Annotated in this window: 25 protein-coding genes; 12 read left to right on the forward strand and 13 right to left on the reverse strand. The window is 66.5% G+C overall.

Translation table 11 applies throughout. From position 1 onward, the window contains the following. Positions 1-11: 11 nt before the first annotated feature. A complete protein-coding gene (locus tag BT183_RS12050) occupies positions 12-857 on the reverse strand; it encodes an NAD-dependent epimerase/dehydratase family protein (RefSeq protein ID WP_177282508.1) in 846 nt (281 codons plus the stop codon). A gap of 95 nt (positions 858-952) precedes the next feature. Between BT183_RS12050 and BT183_RS12055 the strand changes: the two genes are divergently transcribed. The 8 genes from BT183_RS12055 (at position 953) to BT183_RS12090 (ending at position 6,743) form a co-directional block, all read left to right on the forward strand. Next, complete coding sequence (locus BT183_RS12055; protein ID WP_072343257.1) at positions 953-2,041, forward strand: mandelate racemase/muconate lactonizing enzyme family protein; 1,089 nt, start codon at positions 953-955, stop codon at positions 2,039-2,041. Between the two features lie 59 nt (positions 2,042-2,100). Further along, positions 2,101-3,249 carry a mandelate racemase family protein gene (locus tag BT183_RS12060; protein ID WP_072343260.1) on the forward strand — a complete coding sequence of 383 codons (1,149 nt, stop codon included), beginning with the start codon at positions 2,101-2,103 and terminating at the stop codon, positions 3,247-3,249. 63 nt (positions 3,250-3,312) lie between these two features. After that, positions 3,313-3,642 carry a dihydrodipicolinate synthase family protein gene (locus BT183_RS12065; RefSeq protein ID WP_072343263.1) on the forward strand — a complete coding sequence of 110 codons (330 nt, stop codon included), beginning with the start codon at positions 3,313-3,315 and terminating at the stop codon, positions 3,640-3,642. A 52-nt stretch (positions 3,643-3,694) separates the two neighbouring features. Then, positions 3,695-4,342, forward strand: a complete 648-nt coding sequence (locus tag BT183_RS12070; RefSeq protein ID WP_072343266.1) for an SRPBCC family protein — start codon at positions 3,695-3,697, stop codon at positions 4,340-4,342. Next, a complete protein-coding gene (locus BT183_RS12075; RefSeq protein WP_072343269.1) occupies positions 4,342-4,692 on the forward strand; it encodes an ArsR/SmtB family transcription factor in 351 nt (116 codons plus the stop codon). The genes BT183_RS12070 and BT183_RS12075 overlap by 1 nt, the downstream gene beginning before the upstream one ends. A gap of 64 nt (positions 4,693-4,756) precedes the next feature. Beyond that, on the forward strand, positions 4,757-5,140 hold the full coding sequence (locus BT183_RS12080; protein WP_072343272.1) for a hypothetical protein: 384 nt from the start codon (positions 4,757-4,759) through the stop codon (positions 5,138-5,140). 86 nt (positions 5,141-5,226) lie between these two features. After that, a complete protein-coding gene (locus tag BT183_RS12085) occupies positions 5,227-5,859 on the forward strand; it encodes a LolA family protein (RefSeq protein WP_072343293.1) in 633 nt (210 codons plus the stop codon). Positions 5,860-5,930: 71 nt separating this feature from the next. Beyond that, on the forward strand, positions 5,931-6,743 hold the full coding sequence (locus BT183_RS12090; protein ID WP_072343296.1) for an exodeoxyribonuclease III: 813 nt from the start codon (positions 5,931-5,933) through the stop codon (positions 6,741-6,743). Positions 6,744-6,809: 66 nt separating this feature from the next. On the opposite strand, the gene BT183_RS12095 is transcribed toward BT183_RS12090, so the two are convergent. Continuing rightward, the gene (locus BT183_RS12095) at positions 6,810-7,115 is read right to left on the reverse strand and encodes a hypothetical protein (protein ID WP_072343299.1); all 306 of its coding nucleotides are present in this window, start codon (positions 7,113-7,115) and stop codon (positions 6,810-6,812) included. Between the two features lie 123 nt (positions 7,116-7,238). Between BT183_RS12095 and BT183_RS12100 the strand changes: the two genes are divergently transcribed. After that, positions 7,239-7,838 carry a DUF4893 domain-containing protein gene (locus tag BT183_RS12100; RefSeq protein WP_072343302.1) on the forward strand — a complete coding sequence of 200 codons (600 nt, stop codon included), beginning with the start codon at positions 7,239-7,241 and terminating at the stop codon, positions 7,836-7,838. 73 nt (positions 7,839-7,911) lie between these two features. Next, positions 7,912-9,129 carry a GGDEF domain-containing protein gene (locus tag BT183_RS12105; protein WP_072343305.1) on the forward strand — a complete coding sequence of 406 codons (1,218 nt, stop codon included), beginning with the start codon at positions 7,912-7,914 and terminating at the stop codon, positions 9,127-9,129. A 24-nt stretch (positions 9,130-9,153) separates the two neighbouring features. On the opposite strand, the gene leuB is transcribed toward BT183_RS12105, so the two are convergent. Then, complete coding sequence (gene leuB / locus BT183_RS12110; RefSeq protein WP_072343307.1) at positions 9,154-10,251, reverse strand: 3-isopropylmalate dehydrogenase; 1,098 nt, start codon at positions 10,249-10,251, stop codon at positions 9,154-9,156. A 181-nt stretch (positions 10,252-10,432) separates the two neighbouring features. On the opposite strand from leuB, the gene BT183_RS12115 reads away from it, so the two are divergent. Then, positions 10,433-10,669: a hypothetical protein gene (locus BT183_RS12115; protein ID WP_072343310.1), complete on the forward strand. Its 237-nt coding sequence runs from the start codon at positions 10,433-10,435 to the stop codon at positions 10,667-10,669. A 96-nt stretch (positions 10,670-10,765) separates the two neighbouring features. On the opposite strand, the gene leuD is transcribed toward BT183_RS12115, so the two are convergent. Next, a complete protein-coding gene (gene leuD / locus BT183_RS12120; RefSeq protein ID WP_072343312.1) occupies positions 10,766-11,371 on the reverse strand; it encodes a 3-isopropylmalate dehydratase small subunit in 606 nt (201 codons plus the stop codon). 138 nt (positions 11,372-11,509) lie between these two features. Between leuD and BT183_RS12125 the strand changes: the two genes are divergently transcribed. After that, complete coding sequence (locus BT183_RS12125; RefSeq protein ID WP_072344706.1) at positions 11,510-12,307, forward strand: metallophosphoesterase family protein; 798 nt, start codon at positions 11,510-11,512, stop codon at positions 12,305-12,307. Between the two features lie 6 nt (positions 12,308-12,313). Here the strand turns inward: BT183_RS12125 and BT183_RS12130 are convergent, their stop codons facing one another. From BT183_RS12130 to odhB, 9 genes are all read right to left on the reverse strand, one after another. Then, positions 12,314-12,820: a Crp/Fnr family transcriptional regulator gene (locus BT183_RS12130; protein WP_072343315.1), complete on the reverse strand. Its 507-nt coding sequence runs from the start codon at positions 12,818-12,820 to the stop codon at positions 12,314-12,316. A 73-nt stretch (positions 12,821-12,893) separates the two neighbouring features. Next, positions 12,894-13,841 carry an N-acetyl-gamma-glutamyl-phosphate reductase gene (gene argC / locus BT183_RS12135; RefSeq protein WP_072343319.1) on the reverse strand — a complete coding sequence of 316 codons (948 nt, stop codon included), beginning with the start codon at positions 13,839-13,841 and terminating at the stop codon, positions 12,894-12,896. A 487-nt stretch (positions 13,842-14,328) separates the two neighbouring features. Continuing rightward, entirely contained in the window at positions 14,329-14,985 is a 657-nt protein-coding gene (locus BT183_RS12140) for a class I SAM-dependent methyltransferase (RefSeq protein WP_072343321.1), read from the reverse strand. Continuing rightward, complete coding sequence (gene lpdA / locus BT183_RS12145; RefSeq protein WP_072343324.1) at positions 14,966-16,375, reverse strand: dihydrolipoyl dehydrogenase; 1,410 nt, start codon at positions 16,373-16,375, stop codon at positions 14,966-14,968. The genes BT183_RS12140 and lpdA overlap by 20 nt, the downstream gene beginning before the upstream one ends. A gap of 135 nt (positions 16,376-16,510) precedes the next feature. Further along, entirely contained in the window at positions 16,511-17,017 is a 507-nt protein-coding gene (locus BT183_RS12150) for a hypothetical protein (RefSeq protein ID WP_072343326.1), read from the reverse strand. After that, positions 17,014-17,511: a hypothetical protein gene (locus BT183_RS12155; protein ID WP_143145778.1), complete on the reverse strand. Its 498-nt coding sequence runs from the start codon at positions 17,509-17,511 to the stop codon at positions 17,014-17,016. The genes BT183_RS12150 and BT183_RS12155 overlap by 4 nt, the downstream gene beginning before the upstream one ends. Beyond that, the gene (locus tag BT183_RS12160; protein ID WP_072343331.1) at positions 17,508-18,353 is read right to left on the reverse strand and encodes a hypothetical protein; all 846 of its coding nucleotides are present in this window, start codon (positions 18,351-18,353) and stop codon (positions 17,508-17,510) included. The genes BT183_RS12155 and BT183_RS12160 overlap by 4 nt, the downstream gene beginning before the upstream one ends. A 41-nt stretch (positions 18,354-18,394) precedes the next feature. Next, a complete protein-coding gene (locus BT183_RS12165) occupies positions 18,395-19,228 on the reverse strand; it encodes a hypothetical protein (RefSeq protein ID WP_072343334.1) in 834 nt (277 codons plus the stop codon). 98 nt (positions 19,229-19,326) lie between these two features. After that, positions 19,327-20,625, reverse strand: a complete 1,299-nt coding sequence (gene odhB, locus BT183_RS12170) for a 2-oxoglutarate dehydrogenase complex dihydrolipoyllysine-residue succinyltransferase (RefSeq protein ID WP_072343337.1) — start codon at positions 20,623-20,625, stop codon at positions 19,327-19,329. Positions 20,626-20,637: the final 12 nt, after the last annotated feature.

Below are 20,637 nucleotides of genomic sequence, written 5' to 3' on the forward strand. Positions count from 1 at the left end.
AGCCCCGATCCTCACTCCGGGCGTCGGTTGCGCGTCCAATTGTAGCGCGGCTGGTAGCCGAAGGCGTTTCGCGCCTTCTCTATGCTCATCGGCGAGATCGCGCCTTTGAGACCCGGCCGGATTTCGGCCTCGGGGCACCAGCGCGCAACGAGCGCCGCGGCATCCTCCTCCATCAGATTGACCGCCCCAGTGATGTTGTAGACCCCCGACGGCACGGCATCAGCCTCCAGCGCCAGCCGGCAGGCGAGCGCGATGTCGCGCCCGTCCGAGCGCGTCCAGAGCAGGAACCGGCCGCCCTCCGGATCGGCGGCGGCGGTGTCCATCTCGGCGGGCAGGTCGGCCGGGTCGCGCGCCCCCATGATGCGGAACGAGAGGACGTTGAGCCCCTTCTGGGTCGCGAAATAGGCGCCGGCCTGCTCGGAGGCGATCTTGGCCAGCGCATAGGAGTTGAGCGGCCGCAGCGGATGCTCCTCATCCACCGGCGCATAGAGCGGGCCCTGCCCGGCAAAGCCATAAACCTGCGCGCTCGAGGCGAGGATCACGCGCTTGAGCCCCAGCCCGTGCGCGGCTTCGAGCACGTTGAACGCCCCCGCCACATTGTCGCGATAGGTGCGCGTATCGGCCACGATGCCGGGGTCGCTCCAGGCGGCCAGATGCACCACCGCCTCAGCCCGCGCATAGGCTAGCGCGCCATGGATATCCTCGAAGCGCGAGACATCGCCGGTCATGTGCCGCACCCCGGCGATCCGCTGGCTGACCGAAAAATCGAGGCTCGTCACCTCATGGCCGGCCGAAGCCAGCTCGCGGACCACGAAGCGGCCGACGCGGCCACTGCCGCCGGTAACCAGAATGCGCATGCTGTAAAACTCCCTGCCCGGCATCTCCACCCCGTTGGCGACGGGGCGCGGCAGATGTAAGACATAGTACGACTTGAGGGCAAGGGAGCCAGAGCGTGAAGATAACCGGGATCAGGACCGTGCCGTTGCGGCGAACCCTCGAGCGGCCCATCGGCAATGCCACCGCCACCATCTCGGCCTTCTCCTATCTCGCCATCTTCCTCGATACCGACGAGGGGCTGAGCGGAGAAAACCTCATCTTCACCATCCGCCCCGAGCAGCTCAAGCTCCTCGATGCGATGGTGCATGTGCTTGAAGGCGCCATTGTCGGGCGCGACCCCGACGATACCGAAGGCTTCTGGGCCGAGGCGTGGAAGCGCATCAATTTCATCGGCTTTTCCGGCGTCTCGATCATGGGCATTTCGGCGCTCGATGGCGCGATGTGGGATCTGCGCGGACGCCGCCACGGCCTCTCCATCTCACGGCTCATCGGCCGGCGGCGCGCGCGCGTGCCCACCTATGCCAGTGGCGGGCTCTGGCTCACACAGTCGATCCCCGAACTCGTGGCCGAAGCCGAGCGCTTCTGCGCCGAAGGCTTCACCGCGATGAAGCTGCGGCTCGCGGGCGATGCAGGCATCGATCTTCCCCGGCTTGCCGCGCTGCGTAAGGCCGTCGGCCCCCATATCGGGCTGATGGTCGATGCCAATCAGGGCATGTCCGTCAAGGGCGCTATCGCGCTCGCCCGGCAGATGGAGGCCTATGACGTCGCCTGGTTCGAGGAGCCGGTGCCGGCCCATGATCTCGAAGCCTCCGCCGAAGTGCGGCGCGCGCTCTCCATGCCGTTGGCTTCGGGTGAGAACGATTATACGCGCTTCGGCTTTCGCCGTCTTATCGAGACGGGCGCGGCCGATATCCTGATGCCCGATCTGCAACGCGTCGGCGGCCCCAGCGAATTCCTCAAGGTGGCGGCGCTGGCCGCGTCCCACGGCCTGCCGATCTCGTCACACCTCTTCCCCGAGCAGAGCCTGCAGCTGCTGGGCGCCATCGATGGCGTGCACAGCCTTGAGCATGTCGACTGGTATGCCCCGCTCTACCGTGAAAGCCTCGACATGGTCGATGGCGCGGTGGTCGTTCCCGACCGGCCGGGCTGGGGGTTCTCGTTCGATCCCGACAAGCTCAGGCATTACGCGCTCGCCGAGGCTTGACCCGTCGTCATCAGTCATCATACAACATCCGCATGTCGTGAACATGAGGAGTTGGGGCGGTGAAGATCGTCGATGTCAGGGTCAGGGTGTTCCGTTACACCACGCGCAAGGTGCCCGACAGCGCCGGCCATTCCCATCCGGGGCCTGAAACCCCGGCCCAGCTCGCCCTTCTCACCATCGTTTGCGATGACGGGTCGGAAGGCCATCATTTCTCGGCGCCCGAGCCGGTGCGGCCCTTCCTCATCGAAAAATTCGTCAAGAAGGTGCTGCTGGGCCAGAACCCGTTCGATCGCGAGCGGCTGTGGCAGGATCTGGCGCATTGGCAGCGTGGGTCGGGCATGCAGCTTTCCGACCGGACCCTGGCCATTGTCGATGCCGCGCTCTGGGATCTGGCCGGCCGCAAGCTCGGCCTGCCGGTGCACAAGCTCATCGGCGCCTATCGCGACAGCGTGCCCGCCTATGCCTCGACCATGTGCGGCGACGATATTCCCGGCGGGCTTGCGACCCCCGAAGACTATGCGCGCTTTGCCGAGCAGCTCGTGGCCCGCGGCTACAAGGGCATCAAGCTCCATACCTGGATGCCGCCTTTGGCCGGCGCTCCCGACGTCAAGCGCGACCTCACCGCCTGCGCCGCCGTGCGCGAGGCCGTCGGCCCCGATATCGCGCTGATGCTCGATCCTTATCACTGGTACTCCCGCATGGAGGCCTATGAACTCGGACGCGGGCTCGAAAAGCTGGGCTTCGCCTGGTTCGAGGAGCCGATGGAGGAAGATTCCATCGCGTCCTATGCCTGGCTCACCGAAAATCTCGATATCCCGATCCTCGGGCCGGAATCGGCAGGCGGCAAGAATTTCTCCCGTGCCGACTGGATCCTCTACAAGGCCTGCGACATCCTGCGATCCGGCCCTTATGACGTCGGCGGCATCACCCCGGCGATCAAGTCGATGCATCTGGCCGAAGCCTTCGGCATGGATTGCGAGGTGCATGGCAATGGCATCGTCAACCTGATCTGCACCGCCATCGCCAAGAACTGCCGCTGGTATGAGCGCGGCCTGCTGCATCCGCATTTCGATTACGACAGCGCGCCCGCCTATCTCAAGGCGCCGGTCGATCCGCTCGATGCCGATGGCAATGTCGCCCTGCCGACCCTGCCCGGGCTCGGGCAGGACATCGATTTCGATTACATCGACGCCCATTTGCTGGGCTGATCCCTCTCCCGTCCCGGCCGGGCTCTCGCGCCTTCGAGCCGGCCGCCACAAGGACGTTTTCCTGTGACCCTCGATCTTGCCAGCGCCGCGCCAGCCACCACCAGAACGGGCCGCTCCGCCTTCAGCCCCACCGAACTGCGCACCCTGCTCTCGTCGGGGCTGATGAGCTTTCCGCTCACCGATTTTCATGAGAATGGCGATTTCAACGAAGGCAGCTATCGCAGCCGTCTCGAATGGCTGATGCCCTATGGCGCCACCGTGCTCTTTGCAGCCGGCGGCACCGGTGAGGGCTTCTCGCTGACCACCGCCGAGCACAGCCAGGTGATCCGCGCCGCCGTCGAAACCTGCGGCAGCGATACCCCCATCGTCGCTGGCGGCATCCAACGCCCTTGACTCTATTTAAGTTTAGGCTTATATAAGCCTCAATTGAAGTAGGGAGAGCCGCATGAGCTTCGACATCGCCGCCCATCTAGGCGCCATGCATCGCGAGGTCCGCAACGTCACCCGTGACGGGCAGACCGCCAAGGACCTCATCGCCTCGCGGGTCTATGACACCGATATCGAGGATCTCTGGGATGCGGTGACCGATGCCGGACGTCTTGCACGCTGGTTCTCGCCCGTCACCGGCGAGCTCACGCTGGGCGGGCGCTTCGCGGTCGAGGGCAATGCCTCGGGCACGATCACGGCCTGCGAGGCGCCGCGGCATTATGCCGGCACCTGGGAATTCATGGGCCATGTCAGCTGGATCGAGGTCCATCTCAGGCCGGAGGGCAATGGCACGCGCCTCGAGATCCACCATATCGCGCCCCATCCCAATCCGCATTGGGATCAATATGGCGCCGGTGCCGGCGGGGTGGGCTGGGAACTCGGGCTGCTCGGGCTTTCCGAGCATCTGCAGCGCCCCGCGGACGATGTGCGGGCCGAAGGCCCTGGCGGCTGGGAGACTTCGCCCGAAGCCAAGGAGCTCGTTCGCGAAGCGAGCGCCGATTGGGGCCGCGCCTCAATCGATGGCGGGGACGAGCCCGATCAGGCGATGCGTGCCGCCGAGGCGACGCGGCGCTTCTACTCGGGCGAGCCACCGCTGGAGGCCTGATGCACGCTTTCGACGTTCTCGGCGATCCGGTGCGCCGCCGCATCCTCGAACTGCTCGCCGAGGGCGAGAGCAGTTCGGGGCAGGTGGTGGAGGTGATCGTCGCCGAGTTCGGCATCTCGCAGGCCGGGGTCAGCCAGCATCTCAAGGTTCTGCGCGAGAGCGGCTTTGCCACGGTGAGGGCCGAGGGCACGCGGCGGATCTACCAGCTCGACACGAGCCCTTTGCGCGATATCGACGACTGGCTTTCGTGCTTCCGCGTCTTCTGGGACCACAAGCTTTCAGCACTCGATACCGAGATCGCTCGCGGCAAGCGGCAGCGCGTCAAGAACGCAAGCGACGCCGGGAGCTGATCCCGGCGCGCTTGTGCCGGGCGGCAAATCGCGGCAGGCTCGGCCCCTTATCGGGGAAGGGTCCATGCCAGAATTGCTCGTTTCAGCGTCCGACCTGCCTTCAGGCTTCCGCTATCCGGAGGCCTTCCACACCATTCTCGCCCATGGCATGACCGATTTCGTGCCCTGGTATCCCCTCGAGGACAATCTGCTCTACGCCGTCTATTTCGGCATCAACGAGCGCTATCCGCGCTATGGCGGGCTCGTGCCCTTCGCCCGGCGCCAGGACAATGACGATGTCGCGTGCCTGTATGCCGGCAAAGCGGGTGAGGTGCTGATCATCCACGACTATGCCTCGGAGGGGTGGGAACTGGTCGCACGGCTGCCCGATATCGCGGCCTTCCTCAGGCTCCTTGTCGATGACTTCATCGACTTTCACGACCTGGGTGCGGCTCGTGCCAAGCCATAGCGCGATGGGGGCGGGAACCTTCGTGCTCCTGCCGCAATTGCACCCTACCCGATTGCAGCATGCCCTTCTCGTTGAGGCCAGACATCATGAAAAGACGCGATCTCCTCGCTTTTGCCGCCGCCTTCACCCTTCTGCCCGCCACGGCGATGGCCCAGCCGAGCATTCCGCTGGCCGCCGAGGATGTCGGGACCATCAACGATATCAGCGCCCATAACAGCGCCATCCGCACCATGGCGGGGCGCTTCCTGCAGATCGATACGCGCGGCGACCGGATCGAGGGCACGTTCTTCATCGAGCGGCCGGGCAAGGTGCGCTTCCGCTACAATCCGCCGAGCCGCGAGGAAATCATCTCGGTGGGGCGTGGCTTCTACGTCATCAACCGGCAGGAAGAGACGCAATACGCCTATCCGCAGGATGCCATCCCGCTGCGCAGTTTCCTCGATTCGGCGATCAACCTGATGACGACCAACATCGTCGCGTTCGATCGCTCGGAGGGCTATGTGATCGTCACGCTCGAGGACCAGACGCCGGCCGGCCTTGTGCGCGTGTCGCTGGTGTTCGACGAGGCGAGCCTCGATCTCAAGCAATGGACGCTGGTGGAGCCGTCGGGGGCGGAGCTGACCTTCTCGCTCTATGACGTGCAGAAGGATGTCGATATCCCGGCCAATTTCTTTGCCTGGCCGGCGACCTACAAGGCTGTCGAGCCGGGCTCGCGCTGAGCGGGATGGCGGGGTTGCAATCGCGCCCCGCCTCGCCATAAAGGGTGCGCCCACCTCAAACCGGCGTCTTCATGCCCACAACCCTTGCCACCTGGAACATCAATTCGGTCCGCCTCAGGCTGCCGCTGGTGCTCGATTTCATCGACCGGTTCGGCCCCGATATCCTGTGCCTGCAGGAGATCAAGTGCCAGAACGACCAGTTCCCGCGCGATGCTTTCGCGGCTGCCGGCTATGTCCACCAGGCCGTGCATGGGCAGAAGGGCTATCACGGGGTGGCGATCGTCTCGCGCTTCCCCTTGACCGACATTTCAAGCCGGATGTTCTGCGAAATCCCGGATTCGCGCCATGTGTCGGCGCTGCTCGATTTCGGGCGCGGGCCGGTGACGGTGCACAATTTCTATATTCCCGCCGGCGGGGACGAGCCCGATCCCGAGATCAATCCCAAGTTCAGGCACAAGCTCGGCTTTCTCTCGGAGCTGGGCACCTGGTTCTGCGAGCCGGTCTTTGCGCGCGGCCATATCATCGTGGGCGATTTTAACGTCGCCCCGCATGAGAACGACGTGTGGAGCCACAAGCAGCTGCTCAATGTGGTGAGTCACACCCCGGTCGAGACCGAGGCGCTCAACGCGCTGCTGACCGGGGGCAGTGGCTGGGTCGACCTCGTGCGCAAGCATATTCCGTTCGACCAGAAGCTCTATTCGTGGTGGAGCTATCGGGCCAAGGACTGGGATGCCTCAGATCGCGGCCGGCGGCTCGACCATATCTGGTCCACCCCCGACCTTGCCGAGCATGCCGAGCATGCGCAGATCATCCGCGAGGCCAGGGGCTGGAGCGACAAGCCCTCCGACCACGTGCCGGTGATGGTGCGGTTCGCGACGGACTGAAGGGGGAACCGCCCGTCCGTCGCCTTTGCGGATGGCGAAGCGGTGGCCGCTTCGCCTCCAGGGCTCTCAGGCTTCCTCGCGCGGCACGAAGTCATATTCGGCCTCGCTCCCGCCCGCCTCGTCGTCCGAAACGCGGATGGCGAGCCCCTCGGCCTCGAGGGCTGCGAACCAGTCGTCCCAGGATACGAGCTCGAACCCACCGGGCCGATCCTGGTACTGGCTTTCCCCGGTGTTGAGCGCCTCCTGTCCAAAGGCCAGCTGCACCACGGTGCGCGTGCCCGTGCCATCGGGTGCTTCCATCACGACGGGGCTGCCGGCCCGGGCTTCGGCCCATTGGCGGATGGCGGTGCGGTCGGTGAGGATCTTGGACATGGGGACGCTCCAGGTGTTCAGGTCGGGTTCACCTCAACGCTCTCACGGTGATGAAGTTTCAGCCTTGACCCTGATCAAGGCCGACTAGAGCTGTCCGAAAGACGTGCAAGCAAGGAGTCGACGATGATGAACCCCTTTTTCCGGTCCGTGGTCACGGCCAGCCTCATGCTCGGGTCCGTGCTGCCCGCCTTTGCCGCCTGCGCCGTACCAGAGGGCATAAGGCTTTCCGACACCGACAAGGACCGCATATCCAGTCTGGCCGAGGCGCGCAGCCGCGGGCTGGCCCAGGCCCTGCGCGCCACCTCGGCTGCCGACCGCGACCTCGTTGCGGGCCTGCTGTCGACGGCGCCCTCTCGCCCTGCCCTCGAAACCCTGCCCGGCGATTATCGCTGCCGCACCATCAAGCTCGGCGGCATCACGGACCTCACGGTCTATGGCTGGTTCCGCTGCGCCATACGGGCCGAGGGAGACGCATTGTCGGTGGTCAAGCTCACCGGCTCGCAGAACTTTACCGGCGCCCTCCATGCGGGCGGCGAGGGTGTGCTGATGGTCGGGGCCGGCCACTACAACCAGGATCCGCCCAATGGCTATGGCGATGATCCTGAGCGCGACATCGTAGGGTGTCTCGCAGCGCTGGGCGAGGCGGGCACGCTCGTGCTCGAAGAGCCGTTCCCCCGTTTCGAATCCGTTCACGATCTCATCGTTTTCGAGCCCATCCGCTAAATTGTCACGACGCATTAACGGGGTGTTCTGTGCGCGAGCCTAATGTCCGCGCACGAATGGAAGGATGTGCCTCATGGGTGCGGCCAGTTTTGTTCTCGCCATCAACGTGTTCGTCGCGGGCCTGTTCGCCATCACCTTCATGGTGCTTGCATGGCGTGGGCGATCCCGCGTTCCCTTGTGGTTCGGCCTCACCTATCTCGTCGCCTCGCTCTATGTGGTCAGCGAGTTCATCCTGCCCTTCCAGGGCGATCCGCGTCTGACCTATTCGATAGGCTTCTCGCTTTTTCACCTCAGCCTCGCGGCGGCGGTGGCCGGCATTGCCGAGCGCTATCGCAAGGCCATTCCCTGGGAACTGCTGGCTGCGCTTGTCGTGCTCGGCATCGCCTCCGGGGCCATCAGCTACGATTTCGAGCGCGGCTCGTTTGCGCGCATGATGCTCTACCAGGCGCCTTTTGCCGCGATGCATATCGCCATTGCCATCATGATCCTCACCAGCCGCCGCATCGACCGGCTCGACATGGTGCTTGCCGGGCTGATGGTCATGGGCGCACTGCAATATCTCTCAAAACCGTTCGTCGCGACGTTCACCGGGGGCGCCGGCACGAGCCCGCAGGATTACATCGCCACCACCTACGCCCTTTACTCCCAGACCATGGGCACCATCGTGGCGCTGACCACAGGGCTCATGCTGCTGCTCATCCTCGTGCGTGACATGCTCGTGGAAATCACCCTGCGCTCGGAGACCGATGCGCTTTCGGGCCTCTACAACCGTCGGGGCTTTGATGCCCATGCCAGCGCCTTGCTCGATGCAGCCCAGCGCACCGGGGTGCCGACCGCGATGGTGGTGGCAGACCTCGACCACTTCAAGTCGATCAACGATACCCATGGCCATGAGGCGGGCGACCGGGTGATAGAGTGGTTCGGCGCCGTGCTGCGCGGCACGGCCTCGGACCGCTGGGTGGTGGGGCGGATGGGGGGCGAGGAGTTCGCCATCTTCCTCTCCGGCGCCAATCTGACCACGGCGCGGCTTTTTGCCGAAAGCGTCCGCAGTGCCATGGCGGGGCTGATGCCCGAGACCCTGCCGGATACCCTCAGGGTCACAGCCAGTTTCGGTGTATCGGAAGGCGACGGCGAAACGAGCCTGGCCGATCTGAGGCGCCGGGCCGACGCGGCGCTCTATCGCGCCAAGAGCCAGGGCCGCGACCGCGTCGCGACCGCGGTTGCCGCCCCCGCTGTGGTGCCCGAGGCGAACGCCGAACCAACGCCGACGATCAAGCTGCGGCAGGCCTGAGCGGCCTGCCGGCCGTTGTGACGATCAGGCCTTGAGCTTGCCGAGAATGGCGGCGCCCATTTCCTCGGTGCCGACGGTGCGGCGATTGTCCTGGGCGATATCGCCGGTGCGGAGGCCATCGGCCAGAACAGCCGAGATCGCAGCCTCGACGCGGTTGGCCAGTTCGATCATGCCGAAGGAATAGCGCAGCGCCATGGCAAAGCTCGCCACCATGGCGATGGGGTTGGCGATGCCCTTGCCGGCGATGTCGGGGGCCGAGCCATGCACGGGCTCGTAGAAGGCCTTGCGCTTGCCGCTGACCGGATCGGGCGCCCCGAGCGAGGCCGAGGGCAGCATGCCGAGCGAGCCGGTGAGCATGGCGGCAACGTCCGACAGGATATCGCCGAAGAGATTATCGGTGACCATCACGTCGAACTGCTTGGGGTTGCGCACCAGCTGCATCGCGGCATTGTCGGCCAGGATGTGGTTGAGCTGCACGTCGGGATATTCCTTGCCGACCGAGCGCACCACTTCGTCCCAGAACACGCCGGACTTCATGACGTTCTTCTTGTCGGCCGAATGCACCTTGTTCTTGCGGGTGCGGGCGAGGTCGAAGGCGACCCGCGCGATGCGGTCGATCTCGTAGGTCTCGTAGACCTGGGTATCGATGGCGCGCTTCTGGCCGTTGCCCAGATCGATGATCTGCTTGGGCTCGCCGAAATAGACCCCGCCGGTGAGCTCGCGCACGATGAGGATGTCGAGGCCTTCGACCAGCTCGCGCTTGAGCGAGGAGGCATCGGCGAGGGCCGGATAGCAGATGGCGGGGCGCAGATTGGCAAAGACGCCGAGCTCCTTGCGCAGGCGCAGCAGCGCCGCCTCGGGCCGGTGCTCATAGGGCACATTGTCCCACTTGGGGCCCCCGACCGCGCCGAAGATCACGGCATCGGCGGCCAGCGCCTTCTGCATGTCCTCTTCGGAGATCGCCACGCCATGGGCGTCGTAGGCGGCACCGCCGGCCAGACCGGTATCGAGGGTGAAATCGGTTTCGCCCTGGCTGTTGAGCCAGGCGATGATCTTTTCGACCTCTGCCATGATCTCGGTGCCGATGCCGTCGCCGGGAAGCAGAAACAGGGAGTGGGCCATGACCGTCCTTTGCGCGCGCCTTTTAGCTCTTGCGACCCCTTAGCGCCAATCGGAGGGGGGACGCAAGCGAGCAGGTAAATCCGGCGTGAACGGGCAGCTCAGGAGGAGTTCAAGGCCGGTGGGGCAAGGTCTCTCCATCAGACCGGGACAACGAGCCCGGCGTCAAAGAGGAGAGACAGTCATGACCACCACCATCCGTATCGCCGCCTTCGCGCTCTTTACCCTTGTGAGCTATGGCTCGGCGCAGGCCGCCGCCGGGGACCTCGCCAAGTGCTATGACCGCGTCATTTCGTCCTGCAACAAGACCAATCACGCCCAGAGTTGTGCCGAGAACGGCATGAACCAGTGCGACGAAGTGCACCCCACTCCATATGTCTTCCAGCCGCAGCTCAACCTGCGCGCAGGTCTTGGCCGCTGAGGTCTTGGCCGCTGAGGGCTTGGCAAAGACCAGACGTGCAAAAGGCGGGCGCCGAGGGGCGACCCGCCTTTTTATGCGTCAGGCTCGGCTCGGCGCTCAGAGCCAGGGGCGCTGGGCCGCCATGGTCTGCTCAAAGCCCGCGATGGAGGCGTTGCTCTTGAGGGTCGCGGCGATGTCGTCGAGCCCTTCGAGCAGCACCTGCTTGCGGGCCGGATCGATATCGAAACGGATCTCGCCGCCATCGGGGCCGCGAATGGTCTGGGCTTCGAGGTCGACCGTCATCGTGGCGTTGGCGCCGCGCTCGGCATCATCCATCAGCAGCGCCAGCTGCTCGGGCGAGACGACGATCGGCAGGATGCCGTTCTTGAAGCAGTTGTTGTAGAAGATGTCGGCGAAACTCGTGGAAATCACGCAGCGCACGCCGAAATCCAGCAGCGCCCAGGGCGCGTGCTCGCGGCTCGAGCCGCAGCCGAAATTGTCACCCGCCACGATGATCTGCGCGCCGCGATAGCCAGGCTTGTTGAGCACGAAATCGGGGTTCTCGCTGCCATCCTCATTGTAGCGCATCTCGGAAAAGAGGGCGGTGCCCAGGCCGGTGCGCTTGATGGTCTTGAGGTACTGCTTGGGGATGATCATGTCGGTATCGACATTGATGATCGGCAGCGGGGCGGCTACACCCGTGAGGGTCGTGAACTTTTCCATGGCGTTCCCCGGGGGACCGGCGCGGCGAGGCCGAGGCTTCAGGCGCGGCGGACTGCGAAAAGGATGACTGGTACCGAGGGCGTCTAATGACGCATCTGGCGGGCCCGGGTCAAGTGCGGCGATGTTTGGGGGGCGATGATGAAGCTGTTGCTGGTGGCCGATCTCCATTACACGCTGCCCCAGCTCGACTGGGTGCTCAAGGTCGCCGCCGAGTATGATCTGGTGGTCATTTCCGGCGACCTGCTCGAGCTCTCCTCGATGGTCGATCCCGAAGCGCAGATCGTGGTGGTGCTGGCCTATCTCAAGCGCATCCGGGCACGGACGCGGCTCATCGTGTGCTCGGGCAACCACGATCTCGACGTCATCGGCGCCAATGGCGAACGCCAGGCAGGGTGGCTCTCGGCGCTCGCCGATCTCGACGTGCCGGCCGATGGCGAGACGATCACCATCGGGGACGCCGACTTCACCCTCTGTCCCTGGTGGGATGGCCCCCTGACGCTGGCCGAGATCGGGGCGCAGATCGAGGCGGCCCGGACGCAGCGGCGGGGCCGGCAGTGGATCTGGGTCAACCACGCCCCGCCCAGCGGCAGCCAGACCAGCTGGAACGGCAGCCGCTCCTATGGCGATCGCGAGCTTGCCGAATGGGTCGAGCGCTTCGCGCCGCAGATGGTGCTTTCGGGCCATGTGCACGAAGCGCCGTTCTCGCGCAACGGCTCGTGGGTCGATCGCATCGGGGAGACCTGGCTCTTCAATGCCGGCCGGCAGATCGGCCCCACGCCCTGTACCGTGGCCATCGACCTTGTAGCCGGGGAAGCGGCGTGGTTCTCCCTCGAGGGCGCCGAGACGGTGCGGCTCGACAAGCCCTTGGTGCGGCCGCTCGACATGCTGACCGCCATGCCGGCCTGGATGGCGCCGCGCCTGCCGGCCGGGGCTTGAGCGCCTTTAGAGCCGCGGATCCTCGGCGAGCTCCGACCCGACGCGCGCCCGGGGGCGCTGGCGCTGCACGAGCGCTTCGAGCACTTCGTCGACCATGCCGAAATGATCGTCGCGGTCGGCGAACTGCCGCTTGAGGTCGGCGAGATAGGTGGTGGCCTGCTGCAGGCGGCCGGCAAGGATCGAAGCGACGTGGAAGACGATTTCGGGATGACCCTGCAGATAGGCGCGGGCATCCTCGATCACGAAGGCTTCGACGGGCGTTTCCGCCCGCACCGTCGCGGTGTGGTCGCCGCCGAGAAACGCCGCCATCTCGCCAAACACCGCGCCTGGCTCGGCGATCCGCGCCACGACGGTCTCGTTGCGCAGCACCGCGATGGTGCCCGAGGCGAGGATGAACATCCGGCCCGTTGCCGGGCCTTCGCCGATCAGCGTCTCGTCCGCTGCGAAGGCGGTGCGGGGCAGCCCCTCGCAGTGGACGAGGACCGAGCGGAGGGAAGTCTCGACATGCGTCATCGGCAGGGCCCCCTTGGTACCATCCAGCCTCGCATGGCTGTGGCGCCCCGGTCAAACGGGGCGCGAGCCCGCTTCAGAGCCCGAGGGCCGGATCGGCGCCGATCATCAGGTTGAGGTTCTGCACGGCCGCGCCCGAAGCGCCCTTGCCCAGATTGTCGTAGACCGCAACGATCACCGCCTGGGCTCGCCTGTCATTGGCAAAGACGTGCAGGGTCATGGCGTTGGTGCCGTTATGGGCCTGCGGGTCGAGTGCCGCCGTCTTGCCCAGCGCCGAATCATAGGGGGCGACCGTGACGAAGCTGCCCGGAATGGCGGCGAAATGATCGGCCAGCGCCGCATGCAGCTCGGCGCCCGTGGGCACGCGCGGCAGGGTTTCGAGCAGCAGCGGCACCGAGGTGGTCATCCCCTGCGCAAAATTGCCCACCACGGGTTCGAACAGCGGCGTGCGGGCGAGGCGGCCATAGGCGGTCATTTCGGGCAGGTGCTTGTGCCCGAAGGTCAGCGCATAGGGCATGTACTGGCTGGCCGAAGTGCCGGCCGCCTCATACTCCTCGATCATCGAGCGCCCGCCGCCCGAATAGCCCGAAATGCCGTGATAGGCGATCGGCTGGTCGGCCGGCACGAGCCCGGCCCCGATCAGCGGCCGCATGGCGGCGATCAGCCCCTGCGGCCAGCACCCGGGATTGGCGATGAAGCGCGCGGCGGCGATGGCGGCGCCCTGGGCCTTGTCCATCTCGGCAAAGCCATAGGTCCAGCCCTCGGCGACCCGATGGGCGGTCGAGGCATCGATGACGCGCGTGGTGCCGTTCTCGATCATCGCCACGCTCTCTTTTGCCGCATCGTCGGGCAGGCAGAGAATGGCGATGTCGGCGGCATTGAGCAGCCGCTTGCGCTCGGACAGGTCCTTGCGCCTGTCGTGGTCGATGGAAAGCAGGGTGAGGTCGCTGCGCCCGGCCAGCCGCTCGCGGATCTGCAGGCCGGTGGTGCCGGCTTCCCCGTCGATGAAGATGCGCGTGCTCATGCTGGGAAGCTCCTCGGTCTCACGATTTCGTCCATATAGGAGCATGCGCCCCGTGAGGCAACGCGCACAAGCGCCATTGGTGCCGGCGGGGGTGCAGCCGGAGGGGCGTGACGCATTTGGGGGTGGGGGAAGGTCGGGGCGGCCGGGAGCGGGCGGCGTGCGCCCTTCACCTCTCCCTTTGGGGGAGAGGTCGGCGCGGAGCGCCGGGTGAGGGGGCCTTGCCATACGCGAGATCGCGGGCCCCCTTACCCTGTCCCTCTCCCCGGCGGGGAGAGGGGACGCAGAGGCCGAGGCATTTGCGCCTGGCCCTCGTCCTTCGAGACGCCCCTGCGGGGCTCCTCAGGATGAGGGCCGCTTTGAAGTGCGGGAGAGACCTCATGGAGAGGAGCGGCTTTAGCCGCGTCTCGAACCATGGGGGCGGGGCAGCGCCGTACCTGTCCCCAGTGGAATCGGCGGGCGCTCATCCCACCCGCGTGGTTCGACGGGCTTACGACGGCAATCGGCCGCCCAGGCGGTAGAGGGTAGCTTCCACAAGGGTGTTGCCGCTGCCGAAATCGGGGACCGGGTAGGCGGCGACGGGGGTGAGGTGGTTCAGCGGCAGGTCGCGGCGGCCGGGGTCGCCGATGAGGATATCGGCGCCGGCATGGGCGGCGCGGCGGAGGGTGGCGAGGCTTTGGCGCGCGACGGCGGGGGCGTAAAAGACGTCGCCGGCCAGAATTAGGCTGCCTGGCTCGGGCACCCAGTCGGCCGGCGGCACGATGCGGAGACGGGCGTTATTGGCCGCCGCGTTGAGCGCGATGGCTGCGCGCGCCAGGACATCGGGTTCGATGGCGGTGACCGAGGCAGCGCCGGCACGGGCCGCCACCAGCCCCACAAGCCCGCTGCCGGCGCCGAAATCGACAACGTCACGATCAGCGACCGTTTCGGGGTGGGCCAGGATATGGGCCGCGAGCGCCAGCCCACCGGCCCAGAGATAGGCCCAATAGGGCGTTTGGCCACCGGGGCCGAGGAGATCGGAGAGTCGGCTCTGCGGCGTTGCGAGGTGGAGCAAAAGCCCGGGCACGGCCGGCACGGGCCCGAGCGGAAGGCGCCCCGCGATCCGTGCGGCGCGCGCCTTTTCGGCGTCAGATATGGATGGCGCCATCCCCGCACATCAGCGCGGCTTCGCGCACCGCCTCGGAGAGGGTGGGATGGGCATGGGTGGTGCGCGCCAGATCCTCGGCGGATCCGCCGAACTCCATCAGCACGGCCAGCTCGTGGATGATCTCGCCGGCGTTCTTGGCCACGATATGGGCGCCCAACACCCGATCGGTCGCGACATCGGCGAGGATCTTGACGAAGCCCTGGCTCGCCTGCATCGCCTTGGCGCGGCCATTGGCGGTGAAGGGGAACTTGCCGACCTTGTAGTCGATGCCCTCGGCCTTGAGTTCCTCTTCGGTCTTGCCGACCGAGGCCACTTCCGGGTTGGTGTAGACCACGGCAGGGATCACGCCGTAATTGACGTGGCCATGCTGACCGGCGAGGATTTCGGCCACCGCGATGCCCTCGTCTTCGGCCTTGTGGGCCAGCATGGGGCCGACGATGACGTCGCCGATGGCATAGATGCCATCCACCGAGGTCTTGTAGTGCGCGTCCGTCCGCACGCGGCCGCGCTCGTCGAGCGCGACGCCGGCTTCGGCCAGCCCCAGCCCCTCGGTATAGGGCTTGCGGCCGATGGCCACGAGCGCCACGTCGAACTCATGGGCTTCCGCTGCGCCGCCGGCGGCGGGCTGGATTTCGGCGACGACCGTGCCGGTATCGCTGCGGGTGAGGCCCGACACCTTGCTCGAGAGCTTGAAGGCCATGCCCTGCTTTTGCAGGATGCGCTGCATCTGCCGGGCCACTTCGCCATCCATGCCGGGCAGGATGCGGTCGAAATATTCCACCACGGTGACCTTGGCGCCGAGCCGGCCCCAGACCGAGCCGAGCTCGAGCCCGATGACGCCGGCCCCGATGACGAGGAGCCGCGCCGGCACTTCGGGGAGCGCGATGGCGCCGGTGGAGGAGACGATCTTGTCCTCGTCGATCACGATGCCGGGCAGGCTGGCCGAAACCGAGCCCGAGGCGATGACGATCGACTTGGTCTCGATGGTCTGGCGCTCGCCCTCGCCCGAGGTGACGATGACCTTGCCGGCCGTCTCGATGGAGCCCATGCCGGTAAAGCGGGTGATCTTGTTCTTCTTGAACAGGAATTCGACGCCGCTGACATTTGCGGCGACGGTATCGTCCTTGTGGCCCAACATGCGCTTGAGATCGAGGCGCGGGGCCCCGACATCGATGCCGAGGCTGGCAAAGGAGTGCGTGGCTTCCTCGAACAGTTCGGACGCATGCAGCAGCGCCTTGGAGGGAATGCAGCCGATATTGAGGCAGGTGCCGCCCAGCGTCGGCCACTTCTCGACCACTGCGACCTTCATGCCCAGCTGCGCCGCGCGGATTGCGCAGACATAGCCGCCCGGGCCGCTGCCGATTACCGTGAGGTCAAACTGTTCCGCCATCTGTTCCGAGCCCCGTCATGGGCGCCCTCTCAACCGGCACCCTTTCCGTCGATTACCCCTATATGGGGCGTGGTTCTCGGTTAACCCAGCCGGGGCGCGGAAGAAAGTCGAAACCGCGCGGCTCACCAGAAAGCACTACCAGCGGCAGCCATTGAGGGTGAAGACATCCCATGGCGTCTCGGCCGGCCCGTCGAGCAGCCCGGAATAGCGGATCTGGCGGCCGAAATCGGTGAGGAGGATGGCGGGCGGCGCCGGCTCGTCGCCAAAGGGCAGCATTTCGGCGCCGCCATCGACCAGCGCGTAGACCACGCCTGTCCAGTAGGTGCAGGCCTCCCATTCGGCGTCGGTGATGTCGGCGGGCGCCTTGTCCTCCGGGCAATCGCGGCGGACGACGCCGGTATCGCGGCTCACCCCCATATTGCCGCTGATGGTGCCCGAGAGATTGCGGTCATCGCCCGGCCGCACCACGAAAAAGCGCAGCGAGGTGTTGGCCATGTCGCGATTGGTGGGGGCAAAGAAGCTCAGCCCATAGCCCTGGTCGCGCTCGGTATAAAGGGCGCGCTCCATGGGGCAGACGTCCTCGGCAAAGACCGGGGCGGTGAGGGCGAGGGTGACAGCGAGAGCGGTGAGGGTGCTTTTCATGTGCCGCAGGCCTTGAGGGTGAAGACATCCCAGACCGGCTCGTCGGTCTCATAGCCGAACCGGCCGTTGCCGGCGCGGATCGCGGGGCCGAGATCGGCGAGGATGAGGGTTGGGGGGGCGGGGTCGCGCGCATCGGGGGCGAGCAGCACCCCGCCATCGGCGAAAACCGCATAGAGCGTTCCCTGCCAGATGGGGCAGGACGCATCGGGCGCCGCCTCGGCCGGGCAATCGAGCGTGAGGCTGGCGACGGGGCGCTCGGCCTCCTCGTCGGGCCAGACGACGGCGCCCACCAGCGGGCGACGGAAATCGGCGAGCCTCAGGGTAAAGGCATTGGCCTGGCCGTCGCCCATGGCGGGATCGACAGGCTCGAACCAGAGTTCGCTGCTGCTGTCATCCTGCCCGTAAATGGCATGATCGAAGCCGCAATCGAGGGCGAGGGCGGGCACAGCGCCGGCCAGCAGGGCGGCCAGCGCAAGGGCCATCGGAGTTTTCACGGTATCACCTCGGCATCGCGTTGCAGGCGGAGGATGGCATCGTAGTGGGTGACCGCGATATCGCGCTCCCCGGCCGCAGCGGCGCGCATGAGTTCGGCGCAAAATGCTGCAGGCTCGCTTCCGGTCAGTTGCGCTTCTGCCTCGGCCTCGGCACGCCTGCGCCCCTCGGCAACGCGCCCGGGCGCCTTGGCACCCCAATTGTCGAGGATCTGGTCGACGAGGATTTCGGCATGGGAATTCTCTATCGCCCACGTCCTGCCGGCCTTGCGATAGGGTTCGGCCGGCGGGTCGAGAGCGCCGCAGCGCGCGAACAGCGCCTCCTCGCGATAAAACATCGCCTTGATTTCGGCGGCATGGGCGACGGCGGGCGAGCCCGCGACATCGAGAACCGGCAGCCTGCCGGCATGCGCCTCGAGCAGGCGCGCGGTTTCGGCCGGATAGGCCGAAGGATGATCGAGTACGCCGGCGTCGAGCGCGAGCGCCATGGTGCGGCAATGGCCGGGCTTATCCTCGCGCCGCGCCCAGTCGGCTGCAAAAACCGCCTGTCCCGCTTCGCGCGCGGCCTCCGCGCCGCCCGGCGGCAGGGTTCCACGCGTGCCGATCAGCGCGGCTGAAACGATACGCCAGGGCGCCATGCGCTCGCGTTGGGCGGCAAAGGAACGGGCAATGTCCGCATCCCCCAGAAGCTGCGCGCATTCCGTATCGAGAGCCGCGAGCGCGGCATCCTCCTTGATCAAAAGCAGCACGTCGTTCATCACGCGATCATCGGTCTGGGCCTCGGCGGGGCCGGACCACACCGCGAGCCCGAACAGCATGAGACTGACCGCCGCCCATGCCGCCATCCCTGCGCGCCCCTGTGAGCGCCACCGGCGCGTGAAGCGGGTCACGGCATGATCTCGGCGTTGCGGCGGACGCTGTCGAAGAGTTCGGGGCGTTGCTGGTCGATATCGAGTTCGCCCGAAGGCACCTGGGTCAGGGTGCGTTCGCACTGGGCGCGGGCGGCGTCCTTGTCGGCGAAGGTTTCATCGACGATGGCGCCGGCTTCGTCGCGGGCATCGGCCCAGCGCTGTGGATGGAGCGCGCCCCAGTTCTCGAGCACGCGATCGGCGAGATCGCGTGTGTAGGAATTGCGCGCCTCCCACTCGGCATAGGCTGCATCGTAGGGCGCGGCCGGGGGAAACAGCACGCCGCAGCGCACGAGCCCGTCCTGCATGGCAAAGAACAGCTGCTTGACCTCGATGGCGTCTTCAACAGGTGGCACATCGGTGAGATCGAGGGGTGGCCATTTGCCGGCGAGTGCTTCGGACATGCGGGTGGTCTGGCGCGGGAACCAGGCCTTGAGGTCGAGCGCCTCGAGCGCCATGGCCTCGCCCATCTCTTCGCAGAAGGCGGGACGGTCGGCTTCGCGCCCGAAGCTGGCGCCCGCTTCGCTCTCGGCCTCCGCGCGCAGCGTGTCGAGCATGCCCGGTTCGAGGCCGGGGCGGCGGATGAGGAGGAGATTGGCGAGGCGCAGCGTCTCGTCATTGCGGGCGCGCCAGTCGACGAAATCGGCCGAGAGGTCGGTATCGGCGAAATCGAGGCAAAGCTGGCGCGTCTGATCGAGGATGGCCTCGCCGCGCAGCACCGCGAAGACATCATTGAGGATGCGATCGTCGGTCTGGGCCAGCGCGGGCCCGGCTGCAAGCATCGACAGCGCAGCAAAAAGCATGGCGCGCATTCTGTTCCCCCGATATCCGGCAGCATCTGTGACGCCGGCCCGAGGGAAAAGCTTGGCGCAAAAACGAAGGGCCCGCAACACGCGGGCCCTTCGGCAGATCAGAGGTCGAGCACGAGGCGCTCGGGGGATTCGAGGCTTTCCTTAACGCGGACGAGGAAGGTCACCGCTTCCTTGCCGTCGACGATGCGGTGATCGTAGCTCAAGGCCAGATACATCATCGGGCGGACCACGATCTGGCCCTCGACCACCACCGGCCGCTCCTGGATCTTGTGCATGCCCAGAATGCCCGATTGCGGGGCATTGAGGATGGGCGTCGACATCAGCGAGCCATAGACGCCGCCATTGGAGATGGTGAAGGTGCCGCCCTGCATGTCGGCCATGGTGAGGGCGCCATCGCGGGCGGCCTTGCCCAGCCGGGTGATGTCCTTTTCGATCTCGGCGATCGACATCTGGTCGGCATCGCGCACCACCGGCACGACGAGGCCCTTCTCGGTGCCGACGGCGACCCCGATATGGGCGTAGTTCTTGTAGATGATGGCATCGCCATCGATCTCGGCATTGACCGCCGGGATCTCCTTGAGCGCATGCACGACGGCCTTGGTGAAAAAGCCCATGAAGCCGAGCTTCACGCCATGCTTTTTCTCGAACAGGTCCTTGTAGCGGTTGCGCAGCTCCATCACCGGCTTCATGTCCACCTCGTTGAAGGTGGTGAGCATGGCGGCGGTGTTCTGCGCATCCTTGAGGCGACGCGCGATGGTCTGGCGCAGGCGGGTCATCTTGACCCGCTCCTCGCGACCGGCCTCGTCGGTGGCGCGCGGGGCCTGGGCGGGGACAGCAGCGGGGGCCGGAGCCGGGGCGGCCTTTGCCGCAGCCGGAGCGGGCTGGGGTGCGGCAGCTTGGGGCGCGGCGGCGGGAGCCGGTTGGCGCGCGGCAGCCAGAACGTCTTCCTTCAGCACCTGGCCGCGCTTGCCCGAACCGGCGATGGCGGCGGTGTCGAGCCCGTTATCGGCGGCGATCTTGGCGGCGGCAGGGGCGGCCGGCATGCTTGTGGCCGGAGCGGCAGGCGCCGAAGCCGGGGCCGCCTGCGCGACCTGCGGGGCGGCAGCGGCGGGAGCCGGCTTTTCGGTAGCAGGTGCCGGAGCCGCCGCAGGCTTGGCGCCACCGGCGGAGATGGCGCCAATCAGCGCCCCGACATTGACGGTATCGCCCGGATTGGCGGCGATGGCTTCGAGCACGCCCGAGGCCGGGGCCGGGACTTCGATGGTGACCTTGTCGGTCTCGAGTTCGACCACCGGCTCATCGGCGGAAACAGTGTCGCCGACCTTCTTGAACCACTGCCCGATGGTGGCTTCGGTGACGCTCTCGCCCAGCGTGGGCACGCGGATTTCGGTGGACATCGCCGTTCGTTC

The organism is Devosia enhydra (assembly GCF_900119845.1).
Taxonomy (GTDB): Bacteria; Pseudomonadota; Alphaproteobacteria; order Rhizobiales; family Devosiaceae; genus FPKU01.

Coding starts and splice junctions, on each gene's coding strand:
- BT183_RS12050 (WP_177282508.1), bottom strand. CDS start 857: ATGCGCATTCTGGTTACCGGCGGCAGTGGCCGCGTCGGCCGCTTCGTG.
- BT183_RS12070 (WP_072343266.1), top strand. CDS start 3,695: ATGAGCTTCGACATCGCCGCCCATCTAGGCGCCATGCATCGCGAGGTC.
- BT183_RS12075 (WP_072343269.1), top strand. CDS start 4,342: ATGCACGCTTTCGACGTTCTCGGCGATCCGGTGCGCCGCCGCATCCTC.
- BT183_RS12080 (WP_072343272.1), top strand. CDS start 4,757: ATGCCAGAATTGCTCGTTTCAGCGTCCGACCTGCCTTCAGGCTTCCGC.
- BT183_RS12085 (WP_072343293.1), top strand. CDS start 5,227: ATGAAAAGACGCGATCTCCTCGCTTTTGCCGCCGCCTTCACCCTTCTG.
- BT183_RS12090 (WP_072343296.1), top strand. CDS start 5,931: ATGCCCACAACCCTTGCCACCTGGAACATCAATTCGGTCCGCCTCAGG.
- BT183_RS12095 (WP_072343299.1), bottom strand. CDS start 7,115: ATGTCCAAGATCCTCACCGACCGCACCGCCATCCGCCAATGGGCCGAA.
- BT183_RS12100 (WP_072343302.1), top strand. CDS start 7,239: ATGATGAACCCCTTTTTCCGGTCCGTGGTCACGGCCAGCCTCATGCTC.
- BT183_RS12105 (WP_072343305.1), top strand. CDS start 7,912: ATGGGTGCGGCCAGTTTTGTTCTCGCCATCAACGTGTTCGTCGCGGGC.
- leuB (WP_072343307.1), bottom strand. CDS start 10,251: ATGGCCCACTCCCTGTTTCTGCTTCCCGGCGACGGCATCGGCACCGAG.
- BT183_RS12115 (WP_072343310.1), top strand. CDS start 10,433: ATGACCACCACCATCCGTATCGCCGCCTTCGCGCTCTTTACCCTTGTG.
- leuD (WP_072343312.1), bottom strand. CDS start 11,371: ATGGAAAAGTTCACGACCCTCACGGGTGTAGCCGCCCCGCTGCCGATC.
- BT183_RS12125 (WP_072344706.1), top strand. CDS start 11,510: ATGAAGCTGTTGCTGGTGGCCGATCTCCATTACACGCTGCCCCAGCTC.
- BT183_RS12130 (WP_072343315.1), bottom strand. CDS start 12,820: ATGACGCATGTCGAGACTTCCCTCCGCTCGGTCCTCGTCCACTGCGAG.
- argC (WP_072343319.1), bottom strand. CDS start 13,841: ATGAGCACGCGCATCTTCATCGACGGGGAAGCCGGCACCACCGGCCTG.
- BT183_RS12140 (WP_072343321.1), bottom strand. CDS start 14,985: ATGGCGCCATCCATATCTGACGCCGAAAAGGCGCGCGCCGCACGGATC.
- lpdA (WP_072343324.1), bottom strand. CDS start 16,375: ATGGCGGAACAGTTTGACCTCACGGTAATCGGCAGCGGCCCGGGCGGC.
- BT183_RS12150 (WP_072343326.1), bottom strand. CDS start 17,017: ATGAAAAGCACCCTCACCGCTCTCGCTGTCACCCTCGCCCTCACCGCC.
- BT183_RS12160 (WP_072343331.1), bottom strand. CDS start 18,353: ATGGCGGCATGGGCGGCGGTCAGTCTCATGCTGTTCGGGCTCGCGGTG.
- BT183_RS12165 (WP_072343334.1), bottom strand. CDS start 19,228: ATGCGCGCCATGCTTTTTGCTGCGCTGTCGATGCTTGCAGCCGGGCCC.
- odhB (WP_072343337.1), bottom strand. CDS start 20,625: ATGTCCACCGAAATCCGCGTGCCCACGCTGGGCGAGAGCGTCACCGAA.